This window comes from Sorangium sp. So ce836, assembly GCF_028553905.1.
GTDB classification, from domain to species: domain Bacteria; phylum Myxococcota_A; class Polyangia; order Polyangiales; family Polyangiaceae; genus Sorangium; species Sorangium cellulosum_D.
Genome location: NZ_CP102233.1, coordinates 9,677,487 through 9,699,966 on the forward strand (window position 1 = coordinate 9,677,487; position 22,480 = coordinate 9,699,966).

At 69.8% G+C, this 22,480-nt stretch carries 18 protein-coding genes; 7 read left to right on the forward strand and 11 right to left on the reverse strand.

Annotation, left to right across the window (positions count from 1 at the left end):
* Positions 1-11 precede the first annotated feature (11 nt).
* The gene (locus tag NQZ70_RS35020) at positions 12-1,082 is read right to left on the reverse strand and encodes an L-tyrosine/L-tryptophan isonitrile synthase family protein (RefSeq protein ID WP_165374329.1); all 1,071 of its coding nucleotides are present in this window, start codon (positions 1,080-1,082) and stop codon (positions 12-14) included.
* A gap of 729 nt (positions 1,083-1,811) precedes the next feature.
* Here NQZ70_RS35020 and NQZ70_RS35025 point away from each other — a divergent pair.
* Complete coding sequence (locus NQZ70_RS35025; RefSeq protein ID WP_129578107.1) at positions 1,812-4,052, forward strand: cytochrome c peroxidase; 2,241 nt, start codon at positions 1,812-1,814, stop codon at positions 4,050-4,052.
* 63 nt (positions 4,053-4,115) lie between these two features.
* On the opposite strand, the gene NQZ70_RS35030 is transcribed toward NQZ70_RS35025, so the two are convergent.
* A complete protein-coding gene (locus NQZ70_RS35030) occupies positions 4,116-5,201 on the reverse strand; it encodes an AraC family transcriptional regulator ligand-binding domain-containing protein (RefSeq protein ID WP_129578108.1) in 1,086 nt (361 codons plus the stop codon).
* 125 nt (positions 5,202-5,326) lie between these two features.
* Between NQZ70_RS35030 and NQZ70_RS35035 the strand changes: the two genes are divergently transcribed.
* Positions 5,327-7,774 carry a membrane dipeptidase gene (locus NQZ70_RS35035; RefSeq protein ID WP_129578109.1) on the forward strand — a complete coding sequence of 816 codons (2,448 nt, stop codon included), beginning with the start codon at positions 5,327-5,329 and terminating at the stop codon, positions 7,772-7,774.
* Positions 7,775-7,865: 91 nt separating this feature from the next.
* Here NQZ70_RS35035 and NQZ70_RS35040 read toward each other — a convergent pair whose 3' ends face one another.
* The 3 genes from NQZ70_RS35040 to NQZ70_RS35050 form a co-directional block, all read right to left on the reverse strand.
* Positions 7,866-9,266, reverse strand: a complete 1,401-nt coding sequence (locus tag NQZ70_RS35040) for an FAD-dependent oxidoreductase (RefSeq protein ID WP_129578110.1) — start codon at positions 9,264-9,266, stop codon at positions 7,866-7,868.
* A 22-nt stretch (positions 9,267-9,288) separates the two neighbouring features.
* On the reverse strand, positions 9,289-10,140 hold the full coding sequence (locus tag NQZ70_RS35045; RefSeq protein ID WP_129578111.1) for a Cof-type HAD-IIB family hydrolase: 852 nt from the start codon (positions 10,138-10,140) through the stop codon (positions 9,289-9,291).
* A 128-nt stretch (positions 10,141-10,268) separates the two neighbouring features.
* A complete protein-coding gene (locus NQZ70_RS35050; RefSeq protein ID WP_165374330.1) occupies positions 10,269-11,918 on the reverse strand; it encodes an FAD-dependent monooxygenase in 1,650 nt (549 codons plus the stop codon).
* A gap of 628 nt (positions 11,919-12,546) precedes the next feature.
* On the opposite strand from NQZ70_RS35050, the gene NQZ70_RS35055 reads away from it, so the two are divergent.
* Positions 12,547-13,692 carry a hypothetical protein gene (locus NQZ70_RS35055; protein WP_207217575.1) on the forward strand — a complete coding sequence of 382 codons (1,146 nt, stop codon included), beginning with the start codon at positions 12,547-12,549 and terminating at the stop codon, positions 13,690-13,692.
* 97 nt (positions 13,693-13,789) lie between these two features.
* On the opposite strand, the gene NQZ70_RS35060 is transcribed toward NQZ70_RS35055, so the two are convergent.
* Positions 13,790-14,239 carry a DUF4267 domain-containing protein gene (locus NQZ70_RS35060; protein ID WP_237244314.1) on the reverse strand — a complete coding sequence of 150 codons (450 nt, stop codon included), beginning with the start codon at positions 14,237-14,239 and terminating at the stop codon, positions 13,790-13,792.
* Entirely contained in the window at positions 14,229-14,366 is a 138-nt protein-coding gene (locus NQZ70_RS35065) for a hypothetical protein (protein ID WP_165373712.1), read from the reverse strand. Before NQZ70_RS35065 ends, NQZ70_RS35060 begins: the two co-directional genes overlap by 11 nt.
* A 55-nt stretch (positions 14,367-14,421) precedes the next feature.
* On the opposite strand from NQZ70_RS35065, the gene NQZ70_RS35070 reads away from it, so the two are divergent.
* From NQZ70_RS35070 to NQZ70_RS35080, 3 genes are all read left to right on the forward strand, one after another.
* Positions 14,422-15,360, forward strand: coding sequence for an AraC family transcriptional regulator (locus tag NQZ70_RS35070; protein WP_237244315.1), 939 nt, complete (start codon positions 14,422-14,424; stop codon positions 15,358-15,360).
* A gap of 224 nt (positions 15,361-15,584) precedes the next feature.
* On the forward strand, positions 15,585-16,760 hold the full coding sequence (locus NQZ70_RS35075) for a hypothetical protein (protein WP_129578115.1): 1,176 nt from the start codon (positions 15,585-15,587) through the stop codon (positions 16,758-16,760).
* Positions 16,761-16,958: 198 nt separating this feature from the next.
* Complete coding sequence (locus NQZ70_RS35080) at positions 16,959-17,627, forward strand: hypothetical protein (RefSeq protein WP_129578116.1); 669 nt, start codon at positions 16,959-16,961, stop codon at positions 17,625-17,627.
* Positions 17,628-17,799: 172 nt separating this feature from the next.
* Here the strand turns inward: NQZ70_RS35080 and NQZ70_RS35085 are convergent, their stop codons facing one another.
* The 4 genes from NQZ70_RS35085 to NQZ70_RS35100 form a co-directional block, all read right to left on the reverse strand.
* The gene (locus tag NQZ70_RS35085) at positions 17,800-18,366 is read right to left on the reverse strand and encodes a hypothetical protein (RefSeq protein ID WP_237244316.1); all 567 of its coding nucleotides are present in this window, start codon (positions 18,364-18,366) and stop codon (positions 17,800-17,802) included.
* Positions 18,363-19,142 carry a hypothetical protein gene (locus tag NQZ70_RS35090; protein WP_129578117.1) on the reverse strand — a complete coding sequence of 260 codons (780 nt, stop codon included), beginning with the start codon at positions 19,140-19,142 and terminating at the stop codon, positions 18,363-18,365. Before NQZ70_RS35090 ends, NQZ70_RS35085 begins: the two co-directional genes overlap by 4 nt.
* On the reverse strand, positions 19,139-19,429 hold the full coding sequence (locus NQZ70_RS35095; protein WP_237244317.1) for a hypothetical protein: 291 nt from the start codon (positions 19,427-19,429) through the stop codon (positions 19,139-19,141). Before NQZ70_RS35095 ends, NQZ70_RS35090 begins: the two co-directional genes overlap by 4 nt.
* Positions 19,430-20,065: 636 nt before the next feature.
* Positions 20,066-20,212, reverse strand: a complete 147-nt coding sequence (locus tag NQZ70_RS35100) for a hypothetical protein (RefSeq protein WP_165374332.1) — start codon at positions 20,210-20,212, stop codon at positions 20,066-20,068.
* A gap of 1,256 nt (positions 20,213-21,468) precedes the next feature.
* Between NQZ70_RS35100 and NQZ70_RS35105 the strand changes: the two genes are divergently transcribed.
* Positions 21,469-22,452, forward strand: coding sequence for an ATPase (locus NQZ70_RS35105; protein WP_129578118.1), 984 nt, complete (start codon positions 21,469-21,471; stop codon positions 22,450-22,452).
* The last annotated feature ends 28 nt before the right edge of the window (positions 22,453-22,480 follow it).

A 22,480-nucleotide genomic window follows, 5' to 3' on the forward strand; every position in this document is an offset into this window, starting at 1 on the left:
CCGAACGCCGCCTACTGGTCCGACGACCTGTGGTAGAATAACGTCTTTCCTTGGCTGTCGATCACTCTGGTATACTCCGGATCTCCACAGAGGAACATCTCGGGCTCTATCTTCAAGACGCAGCGGCCCGTCTCCTCCGAGGACGAGATCGCTCCGATGCCGTGGTACGGAAGGAGCGTGGACCGGAACTTGTACTCCGGGTAGATTCGCAGGCCCAGCACCGGGATGTTCTTGCTGTGAATCGTCGCCCGGATCGCGCCGGGGAAAGCTCGCTCTTCCCATTGTAGATCGGCGGCGGCGGCCTTGAGCGCCCTGTACTCCGCGAGCGCATTGCGGGCGCGCTCATCGAGCGCGCCGCTGAGGGAGCCCCCTTCGGCGCCAAAGGTGTCCCGCAGCTTATCGTACGAGAGGCTCAGGTCGCGCGTGTTCATGCTGGCCTTCATGCTGGAGAGCCAGCCCTCATAGCTGTCCAGCGATATCCCGTCCGCGAAGGCGTTGTTCAAGAACTCCTGCCGCCGGCCCTCGAAGCGCCGATAAAACGCGGAGCCGTGCTCTGCGAGGACGTCCGACATGTCGTGGATGCGAACGCTCGCCGACAGCTCGAGCGCCGCGACGCGAGCGCGAAGCAGGCTCACATATCGCTGCGCCTCGACCGATGTCACCTGGAACGGCATGCTGTAGAACGTGCTGTCGGTGACGACGTGGAAGACCGCTCCTGGGGCATATACCTCGGACACGAGATTGGCCAGGTTCCCCAGGTGAAGGAGAGAGACGTCCTCCGCCGCGGTGGCCACGGTTGACTGGAGCCTCTTCACAGGGTTGGCGACCACACAAAACACCGGGACGACGATCTCGACCGGGCGCTGGTCCTTGCAGGCGGCGCTGATTCGCTCCCGCCAGACGGGCGATTCGCGGAACCGGCGCCGCGAGTTGAACTGGAACGCCCTGTGGTTGAGGAGCTCGAGGACCTGCAGGTCGACTGGATTGCCTCTGTTCGCCTCGAAGAACGAGCGCGGACTGAAGTGCGGCGTGATGGACGCCCGCTTCACCATGCGCGCATCGGCCTCGGACGCGACACGCACGCGCCGCTGCTGCTGTCGAGGATCCGTCGCGGGCCAGCGATATCGCTTCCCGAGCTTGCAATCGGAGATAATCTCGCCACGGCGGCCGACTTCAACATAAGAGTGATGGCCTCGCGCAAGAGCGCCGCTTTCAAGCTTCGTCAGATCCGTGGGTTCGGAGGTGCCGAGCTCGTGACCACCAGCCACATAGCCCTGATTCGACATGGTCTCCCGTCACGGCGATCTCCGCCGTGTAGATGAGCGATGTATCTCGCGGCCCGCCCGACCCTCTCGTTCGGCGCCGTGCGCGAGCTCTCGAGCAAGGGCCGGACCAATCCCGGTCCACATCGCATTCCAGAGGAGAGGTCCGCCGGGCCGGGAGAGCCTGGAGGAAGCGACGTCGAGAGGGGTAGAGGTCCGATATCGAGGAGTATCGTGGGGATGGGCCGTCGGGCCATATTGCGCGATCAAGCAACTTCGTGCCGGTGCGGGGGCGCGGGCACCTCGGCCTGCTAGGCCGACGGCTCGGGCTTCTGGACCGCGCCCCTCGACGCCCGCGCAGCCTCATGCTCCGCGGGCTGTCCCTCGTTTCAGCTCGCCTGCCACCGCGCGTCAAGGCGGCTGTCCTCGCCTTGCCAGCGGTCGTCGACTCGCCCATGTTCCCGGCCCGGACGCCGCGCCACGCCGCTGCAGCGCCGCTGCAGCCCGGGCGGCGGCTGTCTATCCATCTCATCGGTTCGTCGAGAGGACATGGACGCATCCATCGCCGGAGTCCCGGAGCCGGGCGAGGTCATCGCGGGTAGGTACCGCGTCGAGCGCGTGCTCGGGCGAGGCGGGATGGGGGTCGTCCTCGCCGCGGAGCACCTGGCGCTGAAGCAGCCTGTCGCGCTGAAGCTGTTGCTCCCGAGCTGCATGCGATCTCCCGAGTCCCTGGCGCGCTTCCTGCGCGAGGCTCGGGTGGCCGCGTCGCTGCAGAGCAGGCACGTCGTGCGCGTGCTCGACGCCGGCCTGATCGACGAGAGCACGCCGTACCTCGCGATGGAGCGCCTCACGGGGCTCGACCTGCGGCAGGCGCTCCGCGCGCGCGGCCGCCTTCCGGTCGCCGAGTCCGTCGACCTCGTCCTGCAGGTCTGCGAGGCGATCGCCGAGGCCCACGCGCGCGGCATCGTCCACCGCGATCTCAAGCCGGCCAACCTGTTCCTGGCGAGGGACGAGGGCGGCGAGGAGGTCGTCAAGGTGCTCGATTTCGGGCTCTCGAAGTGCACCCTCGCGGACACGGAGGATGCGGAGGGGAGCATCACGAGCTCGAGCCTGGCCGGGGGCTCGATCCCGTACATGGCGCCCGAGCAGGCGTTCAGCCTGAAATGCGCCGATGCGCGCGCCGACATCTGGGCGCTCGGCGTCATCCTCTACGAGCTCATCACCGGGCACCGCCCCTTCGAGGGCGGCTTGACGCCGGAGCGCCTGCTCGCGAGCCTCGCGGTCCCGCCGGAGCCCCTCAGCGCGTGGGGCATCAGCGTGCCGGCGGGCATCGAGCACGCGATCCTGCGCTGCCTGGAGAGGGATCGACGCCTGCGCCCGCAGACGGTCGCCGAGCTGGCCCGGGCGCTCGAGCCGTTCGCGACCCCGGCATCCGGCGCTTCCGTCGAGCGCATCCGCCGCTGCCTGGCGCCGCCCGACTCCTGGGCGCTGTCGCTCGATCCGACCGCGGAGCAGGTCCCGGCAGGTGGCGGGTGGACGGCCCGAGAGGACCAGGACGCGACGCAGCGGCTGCCGCCGGGCGCGCTGCCTCCCGCGGCGCGGCCGGCTCCACCGCTCGTCGCGCCGGCTCCACCGCTCGTCGCGCCGGCTCCACCGCTCGTCACGTCGACGGGCACCCTGGAGCCGGAGGTGCGGATCGCTTCGCCCCGCGGCGCAGCCGCGCGAGCGTCCCAGGGGCGCCTCACCCTTCTCCTCGGCGCCGCCATCGTCGCGGCCGCCGCGCTCGGCTGGGCGCTCTCGCGCAAGGCGCCGCCGATCCACGCGCTATCTTCGGAGATCGCCCCGGAGCGGCTCGCGAGCTTCGCGCCCATGCCCGCCGGCCCGGCCACGCCGCCGGACCCGTCCACCGCGGCGCAGATCAGGCTGGGCCGGATGCTCTTTCAGGATCCACGCCTGTCCAAGAACCACGATATCGCTTGCAGCTCGTGTCATCCGCTCGAGACCTGGGGGGTGGACGGGCGGAAGCTATCGCGGGGGAGCGACGACCGCGAGCCCCCGCGGAACACGCTGAGCATCTACAACGTCGCGAACTACTTCGCGCTGCTCTGGGACGGCCGGAAGGACAACCTCGTGGATCAGGCGAAGGAGGTGCTGGCGTCGCCGCGCGCCATGGCGTCGACGCCCGAGCGGGTCGAGGCGGCGCTGAGCTCGTCGGAAGGCTACGCGCGGGCCTTTGCCGAGGCGTTCCCCGATCCGCCGCACACCGTCACGTTCGACAAGGTCACGCGGGCGCTCGCGGCCTATGAGAAGACGCTGTTCACGCGGAACAGCCGCTGGGACAAGTTCCTCGAGGGGGACACGGGCGCGCTGAGCGGCGAGGAGAAGGAGGGCTTCAACCTGTTCGTCGACGTCGGGTGCATCTCCTGCCACTTCGGTCCTGACGTCGGCGCGACGATGTACCAGAAGGCCGGGCTCGTGAAGCCGTGGCCCGACACGAAGGACCGGGGTCGCTACGAGGTCACGCGGCACGACGTGGACTGGATGGTCTTCCGGGTGCCTAGCTTGCGCAACGTCGCTCAGACGGGGCCGTATTTCCACGACGGGTCCGTATCCTCGCTCGAAGAGGCCGTGCGGAGGATGGCGCGTCACCAGCTCGGACAGGAGCTGCACGACAAGGAGGCGCGCCTCATCGCCCTCTGGCTCGGCAGCCTGACGGGCGAGATCCCCCACGCCGACATCGAGCTCGACGACGCGTCCCGCGCGATCGTGATGGATCGCGCGGCGCCTTGAGCCGTTCCCGAGGGCGGGCGACAGCGTACGAGGGGCCAGGACCACCCGGCCCTACACCACGGCTCACGCGCCGGCGGACGGCTTCCCCCCCGCCCCCGGCAGCGCGCTGCGGCCGCCCCCACCCGCCGGCGGCGAGGCGCCGCCCTCGGCCACGGCGCCAGGGGTCAGCCCGGTCCACCGCTTGAACGCGCGATGAAAGGCGCTGGGGCTCGAGTAGCCGAGCTCATGAGACACCGCCTTGGGCTGGGCGGCGGCCAGCGCTTGCCGCGCCCGCTCCAGCCGCAGCTCCTGCAGGAGCTCCCGGTGGCTCACGCGCGCCGCGGCCAGCCGGCGCTGCAGTGTCCGCGCGCTCATCCCGAAGCTCTCCCCGATGCGCGAGATGCTGGGGTCGCCCGCGTCGAGCGCCAGCGCCAGGGCGTGCCGGAAGGCCGGCACGAACTCGCGATCGAGCGAGGATGCTGCCCGGAGGTCGAGGTGCACGCGGGAGAGCGCCTCCTCCGCCTGCGCCACGAGGATGCCCCGGAGCGCCGGGTCGTGGCTGGAGACCGGCGCCCGGACGATGTCGCGATCGAAGACGAGCTCGTCGAAGTCGCCGCCGAACTGGACCGGGGCGCCCAGGACCTCCTCGTACGCGCTCGCCGTGGACGAGGGCGCGTGCGCGAAGCGGACGAGGCGCGGCGCGAACGCCGGCCCGAACATCGCCCGGGCGCGCTCGGCGATCAGCCCGAGCAGCAGCTCCGCGAGCGAGGGCAGGCCGCCGGGCGCGGCGTGGCGGAACCGGAAGGAGCGCCGATCCACCTCGGTCCAGACGCGCCCGGCGTCCGCGAGCAGCGGAAGGTACCGCGTGAGCTGCTCGAACGCCTCGGCCCCGGTCGTGCTCGTCTGCGCGAGGTAGTCCAGGATGTCCAGGCTGCCCGGCGGGAGCCTGCGGGCAGCGCGCAAGCTCAGGAGAGGGTCTGCCGCCCGCGCCGTCAGCCCGCTCCAGGCACGGCGGACCAGCGCGATGGGGATCCGGGCGCCCCGCCTCTCCAGCAGATCGCCGGGCACGGCCATCACGCGCCGCACGTCGTCGACCTCGAGGCCGTCCTTCACCGCCGCCGTCGCCAGGACGCGCAGGAACTCCGTCGACGCCGAACCTTGGACGGGCACGATGGCGCATTATGAGAGCGTGTCGCGAAATGTAAATCTGTCGCGGCGTCCGATCGATGGCAGCGCAGCTATCCTGCGCGTAAGCCGGGGACAAGCTCACTCGAACCCCTCCGGCCGCAACAGCGATGACCAGCCACGACCACCTCTCACGACTTGGCCTATCCGCCCTCCCCGGCGCGGCGCCCCGCCGGCGCCGCGCGAGCCCGTTCGCGACCGCGGCGCTGGCCGTCTCCGCCCTGCTGGCCTGCGGGTGTGACGCCGCGATCCTGCCCTCGGGCAGCGGGCAAGACGAGATGGCCGAGCTCCCCCTCCCTGCGCGGAGCGACCTCTCCGCCGAGGCGGCGGCAGCCGGGCCCGCCGCGTCGGGCGCGCTCGCCGCGCTGGCCGCGTCCCCGGTGAGCGGGTTCGCGGATCTGCACTTCCACATGATGTCCGAGGAGGCGTTCGGCGGCGGATGGCTGCACGGCAAGCACGACGGCCCCGGCGCCCTGGACGACTGCGACGGCGGCATGCCCGCGAGCGACCACGCCCGCGTTCGACAGGACCTCAGCGGCCTGCTCGATAGCTGCCCTCAGTCGACGATGCTCGACTTCGCCAGCAACGGCGCGCTGTCGGCGCTGCTCGGCATCGGGGGCGGCGCCCTCGGCTCGGAGGCGATAGGCAAGACCGAAGGGACGCAGGGCGACACCGGGCTGCACCTCCAGCGGAAGCGCTTCTCCGAGGGCTGGCCGCGCTGGGACACCATCGCTCACCAGCAAGGTCACGTGAGCTGGCTGCGCTCAGCCCACGATCGCGGGCTGAGCCTCATCGTCATGTCGGCGGTGAGCTACGACTGGCTGTGCTCGATCCTGCCGGCGCAGAACCGCGAGCGGGCCTGTGACGAGATGGCCGACGTCGACCTCCAGCTCCAGATGACCCACGCGCTGGCCGCGCGGAACGCCGGCTGGATGGAGATCGCGCTCTCGCCCGCGCACGCCCGGCAGATCATCGGGGCGGGCAAGCTGGCGGTGGTCCTGTCCATCGAGGCCAGCCACCTGTTCGGTCGTGACGTCGACGCGGCCAGGATGCGCGCGCAGCTCGACAAGTACCACGCCCTGGGGGTCCGGACGCTCCAGCCGGTGCACCAGGTCGACAACGCCTTCGCCGGGGCGGCGCTGCACAACCCGATCTTCCAGTTCGCGCAGTACACCGAGAGCTGCTTCATCGACACCGACTGCGGCGCCACCCTCGCGGGGGTCACCCTGGGCATGGATGTCGACGCGAACTGCAACAACATGCGCGGGCTCACGCCGCTCGGCGAGCAGCTCGTCGGCGAGATGATGAACCGAGGCATGCTGATCGACGTCGCCCACATGTCCGAGCGAGGCGTCGACCGCGTCTTCGATCTGGCGCGGGCGCGCGACTATTACCCGATGTACATCTCCCACGGTCACTTCCGGGAGATCATGGGCCCCAAGGTGGCCGAGGCCGAGAAGTCCACGCCGGCGCGGGTGATCCGGATGCTCCGGCAGACCGGCGGCATCTTCGGCCTGCGCACCGCGCACGACGAGACAAAGCAGTACACCCGGAGCTCGGTCGAGAACAGCTGCCAGGGATCTTCGCGCTCCTTCGCGCAGGCCTACGACTACGGGCGGCTCGGCCTGAAGGTCCCCATGGCGTTCGGGGCCGATCTCAACGGCTTCATCCAGCAGACACGGCCGCGCTTCGGCGAGGACGGCGCCTGTTCGGCGGCGTTCCGGGCGGAGGCCGATTGCCAGGCCTGGGAGCAGCGCGAGCAGGGGCCCGGCCCCCTGGGAACGGAGTTCGACGAGAAGGGCCTCGCCCACGAGGGGATGCTGCCCGATCTCGTGGCCGACCTGGAACGCCTCGGCGTGGACACGACGGGCCTGCGTTCCTCGACCGAGTCCTTCCTCCGCATGTGGGAGCGCGCCCACGGCCCGCGCGCCGGCATGGCCGACCCCGCCGCCGACATGGACGAGAGCGGCGTCGCGCCGTTCGTCCCCGCGGAGGCGCGCGAGCTCGCCTATCCCACCAAGTGCGGCGCCGCGTATTGCCCCGGCTTCCAGGAGCTCGGGGGCAGCTGCAGGTTCAACGAGGAGTGCGAGAGCGGCCAGTGCACCGCCGTCGCCTGCAACGCGATCCCGGGCCGCTGCGTCTGCAACGACGACGCCGACTGCGACGACAGCGTCGCTTACTGCGCGGTCAAGACGCCGGGGATCGGGGGCGACAACGAGTGCGTGCCGGACAAGGGCGATCACGCGATCTGCACGCGCGACGGCCAGTGCGCGTCCGGCCGCTGCGGCGGGTTCATCGCCGGCACCGGCTGGTGCTACACGCCCGGATCGAAGGCCATCGGCCAGGGGTGCCGGGTGAACGAGGAGTGCCCGAGCAACCGCTGCGGCGACCTCACCCAGACCTGCCTCTGCCGGAACGACGCGCACTGCGGCGCGAACCAGTTCTGCGGCTGGGGCACCAACGAGGGCGAGTGCGTGAACAAGCGCGGCCGAGGCGCGGCGTGCACGAAGGACAACCAGTGCCAGTCCGGGAACTGCAGGCTCCTCTTCTGCCGCTGACCCTGGCAGCCCGCCGGGCGCTCACCGTGGGACAGCCGGGCCCGGCGGCGGCCCGGCGACCCGGACGAGCTGACGTCTCCGGGGGGAGGACCTAGCGCGTGGACCTGGCCGGCACCTTTGCGAACAGCGCGCCGAGGCCTTCGGACATCGTCGGGTGCGCCAGGATGGCGTCTCGCAGCCCTGTGTAGGGCATGCCGGCCAGCATCGCGGTCTGCACCACGGCGACCACCTCCCCGGCCTCCACGCCGAGCATGGCGAAGCCGAGGATGCGGTCGCTCCGCGCGTCGACGAGGGCCTTCATGAAGCCCTGCGTCTCGCCGGTCGTCGCTGCCCGCAGCACCTCGCTCATCGGCAGCGTGGCGACGCGCGCCTCGACCCCACGGCTCCTTGCCTCGCGCTCGTTCAGGCCGACGCGGGCGAGCTGCGGGTCGGTGAACATGCAGAAGGGGATGAGCCTGTCGCGCGTGGTCCGGCGGCCCCCGGCCTGGTTGTCGCGGACGACGTGAAAGTCGTCGATGGCGGCGTGGGTGAACTGGGGGCTGCCGGCGCACTCGCCCATCGCCCAGACAGAAGGCGCGGTGGTCTCCAGCCTCTCGTTGACCTTGATGTACCCTTGAGCGTCGAGCTCGACGCCGGCGCTCTCGAGGCCAATCCCGGCCGTGTTGGGCGTGCGCCCCACCGCGACCAGGAGATCGCTCCCTTCGATGGTCTGCTCGCCGCCCGGCGTGCGCGCGCGCAGGCTGACATGGTCGCCGGACCGGCCCTGCACCCGCAGCAGCTCGGCCGACAGCAGCACCTCGATCCCCTCGCCCTCGAAGATCTGGCGGAGCGCCCCGGCGACGTCGGGGTCCTCACGAGGGGCGAGCTGCGGCCCGCGGCTGAGGATGGTGACGCGGCTCCCGAAGCGACGGTACGCCTGCGCGAACTCGAGGCCCGCGTAGCCCCCGCCGAGCACGATGAGGTGCTCGGGGAGCCTGTCGAGCTCCAGCGCCTCGACGTGCGTGAGCGGTCCCGCGGCCGAGAGGCCGGGGACGTCCGGGATCGTGGCATGTGTCCCCAGGTCGAGGAACACGCGGTCGCCCCTCAGCACGCGTGTCTCGCCGTCGGATCGCACCTCGAGGGTCCTCGGCGCGACGAACCGTCCCGCGCCGATGATCAGGTCGGCGCCGCTCGCGCGGAAGAGCGCCAGATGGCGGGCGATCTGCGCCTCGACCATGATGCGCTTGCGTTGCCGCACGCGCGCCATGTCGACCGCGAAGGGGCCGGTGATCGTGCCGTACGCGGCCGCGTGGCGGACCAGGTCGGCGACCTTGGCGCTCCAGATCTCATTCTTGCTCGGGAGGCAATTGGTGGTGGGACACGCGCCGCCGATCATGCGGCGGTCCCGCTCCACGACGGCCGTACGGCTCCCCGGCGGGGCCATGTCCCAGGCCACGTGTTTTCCGCCGGCGCCGCTGCCGAGAATGAGGATGTCGAACTGTTCGGGAGACATGAGGCCCTCCTGGCTTTCGGGGTCATTGAAGCTGACCAGATCGCGGTGACGGGTCGGCGCGCGCGCCGAGGACGAACCGGTCGACGGCGCTGGCGAACCCCTCGTCGTCGTTCGACGTGGTGACGTGGCGCGCGCAGCGTTGCACGTCGGGGCTCGCGTTCCCCATCGCTATGCTCAGCCCCGCCAGGCCGAACATGAGCACGTCGTTCGGCATGTCGCCGATGCAGGCGACCTGCGAGAGCGGGACGCCGAGCGTGCGCGACAGCCACCGCAGCGCCGCCGCCTTGTTCGCTTCGGGGTGCGTCACGTCGAGGTAGTAAGGCTGCGATCGCGCCGCGGACACCTGCGCTCCGAAGCGTCGACGCAGCTCGCCCTCGCAGCGCGCTACCAGGGCGAGGTCGTCGCTGACGCCGACGATCTTGACGGCGTTCTCGAGGACGCCGCCGAAATCGTCGGTGACGACGGGCGCGAACTGCACGGTCTGCTCCTCGCGCGTGACGTGCGGCGCGTCGCGGCGGCGGATGAACCAGTCGCTGCCACGGTAGACCCAGACGTCCAGGCCGGCGTTCGCGAGCGCCGTCACCACCTCCTCGGCGACGGTGACCGGCAGGCAGCGTTGCTCGAGCACCCTGGCGAGATCGGGCGTCACGAACATGCCGCCGTTGAACGCGATGATGGGCGTCGCCAGCGCGAGCGGTCCGTTCAGCATCGCCATCCCGCGCGGCGGGCGACCGCTGATGATGGCGAGCCCGACGTCGGCCGAGCGCAACCGCTCGACCGACGCGCGGGCGCGATCGGTGAGGCGCTTGTCCGAGGTGACGAGGGTGCCGTCGACGTCGGTGAGGAGCAGCTTGATTGCAGGTGACGAGTTCATTGTCTCACGACTCCCATGATGGGCGGACGAGGTCCGCGCGGCGCGAGGCGCGCCCTCCCTCGGGTCGAGCGCTGCCTGCGCGAGCGCGTGCGCGAGCGCGTGCGCGAGCGCGTGGTGGACCTCTGCGCTCACCCGAGCGCCGCCTGCTGCTGGAGAGCTCGGGCCTCCTGCCACGTGCGGAGCCACCGCCGGCAATAGGATTCGAGATGCCTGGCCGACGCGCTCTTGTCGCCGACGAACCCGACGTAGCCGTCGGGCCTCACCAGGAGCACGCCCCTCGATCGGCCGAAGATCGCGTGAAATCGCGCGCGGGCGGCGTCGTCCGATAGGGGGGCGATCCCGACGACACGGATGGCGGGCCACGGCCGCACGGCCTCGCACCAGTCCACGCTCGCTGCGTCGGAGGCTTCGGGGTGCACGACCAGAAGCGTGAATCGGGATGGATCGAGCAGGCCGAACAGCCGTCTCTCCTGCCAGGCATCGCCGTGGCCGACCAGGCTCAGGACGGGCAGGTCGGGCACGCGATCGCCGGCACGCAGTCGGCCGGCACGCCCGTGGTGCGCGGAGAGCGGGCTGCGGCGATAGGCGATCGCGACCTGGCTGATTCGAAATGGGACGATCCGCTGGAGCGGCCGGACTCCCCCGAGGCTGGGGGCGAGGTGACGGAGCAGACCGCGGACGACGGGACGGCGGGACGTCATGAGGTCCGTAATCCGCTCGGTCTTGCGGAGGACGTAGCGCGCCACCGGCACACGCTCCTGTTCGTAGGTGTCGAGCAGGGCCTCCGGGGCCTGCCCCTGAATCACGAGGGCGAGCTTCCAGGCGAGGTTGATCATGTCCTGGATGCCGGTGTTCATCCCTTGACCGGCCGCCGGGCTGTGGATGTGCGCCGCGTCGCCGCCGAGGAGCACGCGGCCAACCCGGAGGTGCGGCACCATGCGGCTGTTGATGCGGAACCAGGAGGCCCAGCGCAGGTCGCTGAAGCGCCCAGGGACGGGCGAGCGCTCGTCGTAGATCGCCTGTAGGTCCGCCATCGCCGGGGCGGCGTCCTTGCGCACCTTGCTCGGCGGCACGCCGGCGATGATGCGGAAGCGCCGGTGGCCCAGCGGGAACAGTCCCATGAAGCCGTACTCCGTGGAGAAGATATGAAAATCATCCTCGGCGAGGTCGCCGTCGACGTGCAGATCGCCGAGCGCATACGTCTCGTCCATCGTCCGGCCCTCGAAGTGAAGGTCGAGCGTGGCCCGAACGGCGCTGTGCGCGCCCTCGGCGTCGATGAGCCAGGGCGCCTGCGCCTGCTCCAGCCTGCCATCCGGGTGGCGCAGCGTGGCTTTGACCGGGCTCGGGTCGGAGGTCCGCGCGTCTTGCTCGAAGCCGACGAGCTCGACGCCGCGTTCGATCGCGACGCCGAGCTTCTCGATCGCCTCGCGGAGGATCCGCTCGGTCTCCATCTGCGAGATGAAGAGGAGGTAATGATACCGGCTGTCGATGTGGCTGAAGTCCAGGTGAAAGAGGCGCTTTCCGCCGCCGTAGACGCTGACCCCGGCGGTTGGATGGCCGATCCGCAGCATCTCTTCCGACAACCCCCGCATCTCCATCAGCTCCAGCGTCCGGGCCTGGACGCCGATGGCCCGGGACCGCTCGGGCGGCGGAGCCGCAGCCGGAGGCGGAGCAGGCACCTTCTCGATCAGGCGCACCGGGATACCCAGACGCGAGAGCTCCAGAGCGGCCGTCATTCCGGTGGGCCCGGCGCCTACGATCAGCACGGGGATCGACATGCCCCGTCGTTCGCATCCGCCGTGCCATTCGAAGGTCGCGGCGACCGCTGACCTTGCCTGCTCGGAGCGGAGGATCCGGCGCTGGATGTCGCTGATCGATGACGGGTCGTGGGCAGAGATCGAACCTCTGCTTGCCAGCCGCGGGGCCGATCGCGACGAGGCCGATCGAGGACGCCCGACCGCGTCGCGTCGACGGACATCGTGTTCGTTCTGCGCACCGGGATCCTGAAGCGATCGACCCGTTCTCCGGAAAAGCGCGCAGGCGGGCGGGGCGCTACGAGCGACTGGACTACGAGCGACTGGAAGCGACTGGAGAAGCGACTGGAGAGGAGCGGCCGTGGCCCCATCTCCTCCAAGCAGCATCGTTCGTGACAGAGGGGCTCGGGCGAGGTGAGCTCACGTGAGACCCAGCCGTTCACTCGACGGCGCCGATCTCTTCTGAGTTATTTCTACGTTCGACCCTCGTCAAACGCTTTGTGTGCTATAGACCCCGCGTTTGCACCTAGTTCAGTACAATCGCCGAGGATCTCCCATGAAAATCTCTTCAGAACGCTTCGGGCTTGTAGTATCAGCGTGCGCCGTGGCCGGTCTCCTCGCTCGCGGAGCCTCTGCGCAGTCGGCCCCCTCCGTGGAGACCACGTACGTCGACGCGCCCGCGACCGATCCGGGGCGCGTGGAAGGCTGGTCACCGGGGCTGCTCCTCGGCGGCACGTTCCACCTGGCCAACAATCGCAGCGTCGTCGGGCAGGCAGACGGGACAGGCGTATCCGCAGGCTTCGTTCTGGAGGGCTCCCTCGACTTCAATAAGGCCGCCCATGAGCTCCGCGCGACGCTCGGGGCTGGCGCTGGCGTGACGCGCACGCCGGCCCTGGATGCCTGGGTCAAGACGCGCGACGCGCTCGCCTTCGAGGCGATTTACCTCTACCACGCCGTGCCCTGGTTCGGGCCGTTCGGCCGCTTCGCCCTCGATACGCAGATGTTCCCTGGCAGCGACCCGCGCTCGGCGCCGACGACCTATGCGATCACGCACGCGGACGGGACGGCCGAGGCGATCACCGGGACGCGCCTTCACCTGAGCGATCCGTTCCAGCCGGTGACGCTCAAGCAGTCGCTTGGCGTCTTCGTCCAGCCTGTCAATCGGGAGTCCGTCCTCGTCGAGGCGCGCGCCGGCGCTGGCGCGCAGGAGGTCATTGCGTCGGGCGTGCTCGCCCTGGGGGACGACGACGGGACGCCCGAGGTCGAGGTGAGCGAGCTCTCGAGCTATAGCCAGCTCGGCGCCGAGGCTGTCGTCGAGGCCTCGGGCGCGCTCCGTGACAAGCAGATCACGTACAAGGCGGGCATCGCCGCCCTCTTGCCGATCGTGTATTCGGATCTGGACGCAGGCGATGAGCGCGGCGCGCTGGACCTCATGAACGTCGACATCGTCGGGGGGCTCTCCTTCAAGCTCGTGGAGTGGGCGTCCCTCGACTACCAGCTCCATGTCGTGCGCCAGCCGCAGCTCGTCGACGCCTGGCAGGTGCAGAATAACATCCTGCTCACGCTCTCCTATGCCGTGGGCTCGAAGGTGCCAGGGTTGCCGCCCTGCGTGCCCTGCAAGCCGGCGCCGGCCAAGGCGGAGCCCGCGCCAGCCCCGGTGTCCACGCCGGCCCCGGAGCCCGCGCCGGCGCCTGCGCCCACGCCGGCCCCCGAGCCTGCGCCTGCACCCGCACCGGACGCGGCGCCTGCACCTGCGCCCGCACCGGACGCCGCGCCTGCGCCTGCGCCGATGCAATGATCGATAAACGCTGGCAGGTAAACACCATCAAGAGTCATCAGGAAGAGGGCACGCGGCACGTAGCAAGCGGCGCCGCGGCAGCTGCCCGCCGCGCCGCTCAACGCTCCAGCGCCGCGTGCGGCTCCAGCACGGGGCGCGGCGTCCACAGCATGACCACGGCGGCGACCACACAGTAGACGACGGCGGAGCCGTGGACCATCAGCGCGTAGGGGATGCTGCAACGGCCGCTCGTGCTCGTCACCAGGCAGTCGACGAGCGGCATCACGCTGGAGGCGAGCGTGACGACGCCGAGCGCCGTGCGCATCCGCAGCGCGAGCAGACCCACGAACATGAGGCCGATCCCGAGATCGCGGCCCGCCTTGATGTGGAGAAAGACTGCGTCTCCGACGTCGAGGAGCGGGAGGCCGAAGCCCTGAGCCGCCGTCACCGGCTGGGCGAAGCCGCGCACCGCGAGGAACAGCATGAATGCGCCGCCCAGCGCGCCGAGGATGAACGACGGCGAGGTGGGCTTCCAGGACGACGATTGCTCCAAAGGTTCACGCTTCACGATCCGCCTCCTCCGATACGGCATCGCCACCCTTGCGGTGCGCGAGCCGTTCGATGCGAGAGAAGTAGGGATCGTCGCCGCCACGAGCCATCGCTCCGGCTCTCGATGTTTTGTCTGAAGCGCTCACGGCGCGATCGTTCGGGAGAAGGCTGCTACCGTGGCGGTCCATGAACGAGGGCGCGGTGCACGATGTGCTGGGAAGGGTGCTGGAGCTGACGCACCTGCGCGGCCGGATCTACTGCCACTCGTCGGCGCGGGCGCCGTGGGGGCTCTGCTTCGACGCGTCCGCGGGCGCGGTCTTCCACCTGGTCACGGCCGGCACGTGCTGGCTCTTCCTCGGCGAGCAGCGGGTCGCGCTCGGGCCGGGCGACGTGGTGCTCCTGCCGCGCGGCAGCGCGCACGCGCTCGCCGATCACGCGCGGAGCCGGCGGATACCGCTCGCGGCGTGGCTCGCGGCGCGCGGGGCCGTCGACCACCGCATGCGCCTCGGCGACGGCCAGGGCGCGGAGACGCAGGTGCTCTGCGGGGTGTACGCGTTCGACGTCCCCGGCGCCCGCCACCCGGCGCTGCGCGTGCTGCCCGAGCTGGTCCACATCCCGGCGAAGAAGACGCGCGGAAGGCCCGAGCTCGCCGAGACCATCGCCGGCCTGACGCGCGAGCACGATCGCGCGGATCTCGGCCAATCCCTGGTGGTGTCGCGGCTCCTCGACGTGCTCTTCGTGCAGCTCCTCCGCGCCTGGGTCGACGATCAGCCCTCCGGCGGCGCCGGCTGGCTGGGCGCGCTGCGCGATTCGCTCGTCGCCGCTGCGCTCTCGCGCCTCCACGAGGACCTCGCCGCGCCCTGGGACGTCGCGACGCTGGCGGCGAAGCTCGGGACCTCGCGGCCCACGCTGGCGCGCCGCTTCGTGGCCGAGGTGGGTCTCTCCCCGCTCGCGTACCTGACCCAGGCGCGCATGCACGAGGCCGCGAGGTTGGCGCGCGAGACCGATCGACCGCTCACCGAGATCGCCGAGGCGGTGGGCTACACCTCGGTGTCCGCCTTCAACCGCGCCTTCCACCGCGAGCACGGGGTGCCGCCCGGCGCGTTCCGCAAGCAGGGCGCCGCGCATGACCGGGCGTGAGGCCGGCGACGACGCGACGGCTGCGCCCTCCCTCATCGAGTGGTGTGTGGCGCCGTTGCGGTGAGCCCCCAATCCCGTACGGGCACGTCGGGCAGGACGTGGTCGACGAGGTGCGCGGCCGAGCCGCACATCCGCCGGGCGCTGCGGCGGCCGTAATAACGTTGCGCAGCTTTCGCTGTAGACGTTGCGTGGCTTTGGCTGTAGACGTGAGCACCGGAGGTGTCATGTCTCACAGCATATCGCCCCATTCCTCTCTCGCCCGGCTCGCGGTCACTGTCGCCTGCAGCCTTTTCGCGCTCTCTCCCGCGACCGCGCTCGCCGGGGTCGACACGTTTCCGGGATGGAACAGTTACACGTTCGAGGGCTTTTCGGCCTCGGGCCCGGTATGGGGCGCGCAAACGGCGCCGATCCTCCACTACCTCACGGTCTGCGCCGGTCCGTATTGCGACTACGGGGACGCGACGCCTGTCGGCAACGGGACGGTGATCGGCAATCAGCTCGACCAGATCATGAACGGCGCCGCGGTCCGGGGGGACAACGCCTACCTCGACCCTCAGGGACAGCGGGTCTACCACTCGATGAGCTTCGAGCTCGATACGATGGACTTTTTCTCGAAGAACCCCGCGGCCCACATCGCCGTCTCCCCGCGGGCGTTCCTCCCGTACGCGGTCGGGGGCGCCATGTACAATGGATATCCCGCCTTCACCGTCGAGCCCGAGTACAACAATGCCAAGATGCCCTACGCGATGGGCAGCGGCATCATGCTGGGCAACGTGCCTTGCTTCAATCAAGAGCCGTCCGATGGTCGGCCGTTCTACTACGACGGCGGCGCCTTGCAGGACTACCAGGGCAGGCTCCCGAACGCCGTGGGGATCGAGCATTTCCTGAGGCCCTGGGGCTCGAGCGCGGGCGTCTCCAACAAGACCTGGTGCCAGAAAAAGACCGGCGTGATGCCCGCTCCGCTGTTCCAGGACCAATCGACCTACCAGATCAACGTCTCGGTCAAGCGGTCCACCTGCACTGCCCCCCAGACGGGCACCTGCCAGTGGGTCGGCTATTTCATCCAAGAGAAGCAATGCAGCGGCTTCGGATGTACCTGGGTCCCCGTCGCGAGGGGGGGCGGGCCGCGGTATTTCCCGGACACCTCGGGCGCTGGCGGGGGCGGGGCTGTCTTCGGCCCGACGCCCCTCTCCGGATGGAGCGCATTGCAGCCGGGCGATGGCTCGAGCTGGTTCATCGCCTCCATTTCCACGAAGGAGTTCACGACCGTGGGCGCGAGCTCGCGCTGGAGCTTCAACGTCAGGAGCCTCTGGACGGCCACCGCCGACACGGCGCCCCTCTGGTGGAGCGCGTGCCTCGATACGACCTCGCCCGATCCCTATACCTGCGGCAATCTCTGACAATTGGATCCGTTCAGGGCTCCTGCGTGCCGTGTACGCTTCCAGGAGCCTCCATGCCCGACGATCGGTTCGACAAGGCCTCGTGGACGCTCGTCGTGAAGGCCGGTCAGGACACGCCCGAAGGCCGCGCAGCCCTCTCCACCCTCTGCAAGGCGTACTGGTCTCCGGTCTACGCGTCAACGGCGCAGCCCTCGGGGCGTGGACGAGCGGCGCGAGGAGGTGATCGCGGGCAGGGATCTGGAGCTCGACACACTCTTCGTCGTGACCTGCTCGGCCGCCGTGGTATCGGTCGAGCTCCGCTTGGAGCGCATGACCATGATCGAGCCGAAGATCGTTCACGTTGGACCCTACCCCCTTCGGCTGCCCGAGCTCTGGTACGAGGAGGGTGACGTCCGCGAGAAGCCCGGCTTCTTTGGGTACAACGCCGTCGCCATCGTGGGGGTGAGCTTCGACTTCTACGTCATCGTCGGGCGGGGGCGGGACGAGGAGGAACGACGGCGGCACGTCGACGGATTCGTGAAGGGCAAGGCACCGCTGCGTCACCTCCGCGAGAGCACGAGCTGGCAGGGCATGGCGTTCGAGCGGCACCGATTGGAGGAGTGCACGAAGCTCGCCCTCGGGGCGGTGTACGAGCTGTTCCTCTGCGAGGCCCACGGCGACCTGCTTCTGTTCGGTTTCGGCTTCGTCGCGCCGCTCGAACAGGAGGAGTCCCTGCGGATGCTCTTCACGACGATGGTGAGCGGCGCCATCGTGGAGCGGGGCTATTCGCTCCACGGGGAGGGCGCCGGGAGCGGTGGTGATGGCGGTGCTTCACGCGCCGCCGCAAAGCCCAAGCGAAGCTGGTGGCCCCTGTTTCGGTGGCGGTAGCAGCGGTTATCAACCACCATACCTACGGATGGGCTGACGATGGCCAAGCGCAGCTACGCCGCTGCCGAGGTGCGAGCCGCCCGAGATCCCCCGGCGCGTATCGCCACGGTCGCGCCGCCGCGGCGGGGCGCCGAGCTCAGCCACAGGCACGGCGGCCGCCCGGGGGGAGTAGTTACGGATCCACCCAGGTCCAGACCTTCGAGAAGAGGCACATGTAGATCGTCGCCTCGCCCATCAACGCCCCGTCCATCGCCACGTCCGGCACCACCTCGTTCCCGAGCTCCGGCGGGATCGTCTGGTAACCGGGGTACGTGGCCTCGATCTCTTCTGCGACCGCCGCCGGTATCTCGTCGGGCTCGCCCGTATCGTGGATCCCATAATAGGGCCCGAGGAGGCTCACGTGGAAGCTGAGCGAAGCCCTGTCGCTGAGCGAGGGAACGGGCCCCGAGTCCTGGGGGCGATAGATGCGGGCCGAGTATGCCGGGTCGCTCCCCCCTGCCACAAGGCTGAGCGATTCGTTTTGAAGGCTGTATCGCTCGTACATGCGGTGGATCATCGCTTCCCACGTTGGGTACTCCGCTCGCCCGCGGTTTGCGGCTTCCACCAGGCGGCGGTGCTCTTCCGTGTCGTCGTAGAAGGGCTCGTTGGGAGGCACGTGCCTGCGTTCGAAGTTATGCACGCCCCGCGGGTAGAAGCGGTAGACGAGGTCGAGCAGATCGGAGCGGTTTATCACCATCATTTCGTCACCGAGGCGCCTAGTTTCGGGCACTTGAATTTGAACGCAGCGTCCACCGCGCGGTGAAACCTTTCGCAGAAGATCCCCGGCGGCAAGTTATAGTCCATGAGCTGTCCGACCTCCTCCGTGATCTCTTCGCTGAGGTTGGCTGCAAGGAGTGGATCGATTTTTCCCATCAACTCAGTCCGGAGCGGCATCTGGATGGTGAGAGAACAGTACCACTCCCTGGTGCCGGCTGTAGACACGTGCTCGAATTTCAGGTTTGCCTTGGCCTGTTGGTACCCTCCGGCCTTACCCCTTCCGTCATCCTGGACAGTGGTAACAAACGGAAAATCCGATGGATCAAAATTTACCCAGACAAAGTGGGCCATTCCGGGCTTCGGACACTTCGAGCTGCATGCACCGCTACAGCTCAAGAAGGTCGCTCCGTCTGCGGCTACGTCGCCGGCTCCGGGGCACGTGTCTCGCGGGCTCTCCGGGCTATATGTCGTCGGGGTCTCCGAGCTGTCGCTCGGTCTCTCCTCTTCATCATCTTCGAGCTCCCACTCGTTGCAGGCGATCTTGCGCTCGCTGCCGTCGTGCGGGCCGTCTGGCGGCTCCGCCCCGAAGTCCCCGGATGCGGCGGAGGTGTAGACGGGGCGGGGCTCCGAGCCTGGACCGGCACCTGCACCCGAAGTTCTTTCCCCGACAGGGTAGCAGTCTCCGATCGTCCAGTTGCACGCCGCCAGCGTCCAAACGGATATGACCACGACCAATAATAGGACTGTTCTCACGTTCATTTAGCACTCCATCGAAGCACAGGACCAGCAACAACGACGACGGACACGTAGCTCGGGAGCACCAGACTGCCCCGACCGACCCAATCCACGTTGACGCTCACCGACACCCCCAGCGGTCCGACAACGTACGCGTTCGTCTGCGCGTGGCCGCCTACGGCCAAGCCACCGACGAGGCCGCACAAGGTGATGCCGCATGCCGGCACGACGTAGAGCGCGACCGATGGCCCCGCGCTGACGTTGCCGTCCTTCCACGCGTACCCGATGTCAACCGAGGTCTGGTTGTACACCCCGGGCCCGTCCTCCTGGGTCGGGGGTAGGATCGTGCAAAGGTCGTGCACCCCGAACAGGATGTCTCGCTGGATGGGCCACGCCATGCCCGCGTGCGGCCCCACCGCGAGGCGCGGAACGGTACCGGCCTGGAGCCACCCGAGGCTTACGCCGGCCCTCAGCTCGTACGCTTCTACGCGCGCCGGGACGACAAGGAGCGGGAGGACAACCCCTGCTGCCCATGAGATCCGTCGCTGTGACGCCCTCACCGTCTCCCCCCGGGTTGGAAGCCTTTGGCCGCTGCGCGCGCAGTGCGCTGAGGACCGCGAGCCATTTCTCTGAGCGTGACGTGGGCGTCAAAGACAAATTTCGCGGTGAACCCGGAATGCATGTGGGTCGGCCCGTCCCGGGCGTGCGCAGGGACGCACGCGGTGACGCGGCGGGGGTGTCGCCAACGAGCTGGTCGATGAACGGCGGGTCACCAGCGCCCGATGCAATTCTCGACCTCCGCGGCCGCTCCGCGGCCCGGCCAGGCGACACCGACGGCACCGAGCCCGAGGCTTGCGGACGTTCACCTCGTCCCCGTGGCCGCTCCCCCGCCTGGCGCCGCCCCAAGCGAGCGGCGCCCCCGTGCGGGGTATACCCAGCCTACCGCGTCAGCGACGGCGCCGGAAGCGGAGGACGAGCGCGGCGCCCATGCCGACGAGCACGAGCAGGGCCACGCCGACCCACACCCAATCCAGGGGATCCGAGCTAAAGGAGACGGCCACCGCGCCGCATCCGGGAGAACACGCTCTCTTCATCAGGCAGCCCCTCCTCTCATAGACCGCCCCTCCGGTCCGCCGGAAGGTGCGGAGCACGCCGCGGTGTAGAGCGTCAGTAAAAGTTACTGTCGCTTGACACGCGGTGCTCCTCGACGTCGCGGCCCCACTATCTGCGCGGGCGCCGTGTACGCAAGCGCGATCGCGAACTCGCCGGCGTCCACCTCGACGCCGCGGCCGCGCTGTCTGCTCCGGCATCATGTGGAACGCCAACGCGATCGCGCGCCGACGACGTCTGGGAGCTGTACTATGGGCCGGTTCTGCTCGCGCAGGTCACCTTGAAGAATAAGGAGCTGCAGCTCGCCAAGGCACGGTGACCTGCGCGCTCGCACGCCGGACCGTGAGCAGAGGCTCGCGTGTACCGAGACCGCGGGGAGCGGTTCGTATATAGATCCTGGCGGTTCGAGAGAACGAGGCGAGCGTGTCGCGTCGACGAGGATCCGGTCCCTGTTTCCAGTCCTCCCGGACCACGGGCCCGTAGCTCAGGAAAGTGTCACGGCGGCTGCCGGTGTGAAGTGTTATCAGGGCTCCGCTCGTACCCCCTCCTGCGCAACCCGTCGGCCCTCCTGTACAAGCCCCGGCGCCCTCCTGCGCGGCCCCGTCGACCCTCCTGTGCAGCCCCGCCGGCCCTCCTGCGCGGCCCCGGCGCCCTCCTGCGCAGCGCCGTCGGCCGTCCTGTGCAGCCCCGTCGGCCCTCCTGCGCAACCCGTCGGCCCTCCTGCACGAGCCCCGGCGCCCTCCTGCGCGGCCCCGTCGACCCTCCTGCGCAGCCCCGCCGGCCCTCCTGCGCAGCCCCAGCGCCCTCCTGCGCACCCCCCGTCTGTGTCCTACGCCACACTCGCCGCTGTCCTGCGCAGCCCCCGCGCCCCTCCTGCGCGCCCCCGTTGGGGTCCTTCGCCACGATCGTCCGGCTCCTGCGCAGCCCCGTCGGCCCTCCTGCGCAGCCCCGGCGTCGTCTCGCGCGCCTTTGTGGTTGCTGCGCACCCCTTTCTCCCTCCTCCCTCCTGCGCCCGCGCCCCCTTCGCCAGCGCCGTGCCCGCTGCCCGCGACGCCGGCACTCCGCATCCTTCCGATGCCGCGGCACACCGCATCTCCCAACCCTCGCCCCAGCGCCTCGCTCGCGACGCGACCGACTCGTGCTCTCCTCTGGCCAATGCCTTGTTCGCCGATACCCTCGCCGTTCTTCCAGCCCCTCGTTCCGAGGGGCGCTGGCCCCGACAAGGAGGCGTATTTTTACCATGGCAAAGGCATCCACCACCACGTCGCCCAGGACCGACAAGGCCTCGAAGAAGCCCGCTCCGCGCGAGACACGGGGCGCGCCTCGCGCCTCGACGAGAGCAGCGGCAACCACGCTGAGCACCGCCCGCGAGGCCGAGCTCCTCCGAGAGGCCGAGTCGGTCGGCGACAACACCGTGGTGTTTCCAGGCAAGCTCGCCCGGCGCGTCGTCTGGGCGAGCCGCATCCAGCTCGCCGCCGAGCGCGACGCGGCGGATCTCGTCCGCACCCCCTTCCCCGAGGACGAGCCCCCGCTCACGCGCGAGGAGATCCTCGCGCTGCGCGACAAGATCGAGCTCCTGCGCGCCACGCAATCGCGCTGGCAAGCCGCGCAGCAGCGCCAGGAGCGGGCCGCAGCGACGTTCGCGAAGCCGGCGGCCGAGGCCGCCCTGCACCGGCAAACGCTCCTCCGCTTCTTCGATCTCCGCTTCAGGAAGAGCCCCGAGGGTCAAAAGCGGCTCACGGCGATCCGCGCGGGCAGCGGCGACGCGGATCTGGTCCAGGACGTCTCCGACCTCCTCTTGCTCTGCTCCGAGCACGCGGAGGCCCTTCACAAGGCGCCTCGCGGCGAGGCCGACGCGGCGGCCCGCCTCCGCGAGCTCTCGCCGCTGCTCGCGCGCATGCTCGCCGACAAGACGCTCTCTCCCGAGGCGCAGCGCTCGCGCAAGCTCCGCGACGCCGCCTACACGCTCGTCGTGCACGCCGAGCGGAGGCTGCGCGCCGCCGCGGAGTACTGGTACGCCGGCACCGACAAGATGAAGGACTATGCGCCCTTCCCCGTCTCCCGCGGCGCCGCGTCCACCGGAGATGAAGAGGAAGACGAGTCCTTCGCGGAGGACGGCGCGCCGGAAGGCGACGCGTCGGAGGAGGGCGTAGCGGACGGCGGCGCGTCGGATGGGGGCGCAACGGAAGATGGCGCGTCGGGCGAGGGCGAGGACGAGCGGTAATCGCCTCAGGCCGCGGTGAGCGCGCCCA

Excerpts from the sequence above, each read along its gene's own strand:
- NQZ70_RS35050 (WP_165374330.1), bottom strand. The coding sequence starts at position 11,918 with ATGTCGATCCCCGTGCTGATCGTAGGCGCCGGGCCCACCGGAATGACG.
- NQZ70_RS35025 (WP_129578107.1), top strand. The coding sequence starts at position 1,812 with ATGGACGCATCCATCGCCGGAGTCCCGGAGCCGGGCGAGGTCATCGCG.
- NQZ70_RS35100 (WP_165374332.1), bottom strand. The coding sequence starts at position 20,212 with ATGAAGAGAGCGTGTTCTCCCGGATGCGGCGCGGTGGCCGTCTCCTTT.
- NQZ70_RS35035 (WP_129578109.1), top strand. The coding sequence starts at position 5,327 with ATGACCAGCCACGACCACCTCTCACGACTTGGCCTATCCGCCCTCCCC.
- NQZ70_RS35085 (WP_237244316.1), bottom strand. The coding sequence starts at position 18,366 with ATGATGGTGATAAACCGCTCCGATCTGCTCGACCTCGTCTACCGCTTC.
- NQZ70_RS35075 (WP_129578115.1), top strand. The coding sequence starts at position 15,585 with ATGTCTCACAGCATATCGCCCCATTCCTCTCTCGCCCGGCTCGCGGTC.
- NQZ70_RS35045 (WP_129578111.1), bottom strand. The coding sequence starts at position 10,140 with ATGAACTCGTCACCTGCAATCAAGCTGCTCCTCACCGACGTCGACGGC.
- NQZ70_RS35105 (WP_129578118.1), top strand. The coding sequence starts at position 21,469 with ATGGCAAAGGCATCCACCACCACGTCGCCCAGGACCGACAAGGCCTCG.
- NQZ70_RS35090 (WP_129578117.1), bottom strand. The coding sequence starts at position 19,142 with ATGAACGTGAGAACAGTCCTATTATTGGTCGTGGTCATATCCGTTTGG.
- NQZ70_RS35040 (WP_129578110.1), bottom strand. The coding sequence starts at position 9,266 with ATGTCTCCCGAACAGTTCGACATCCTCATTCTCGGCAGCGGCGCCGGC.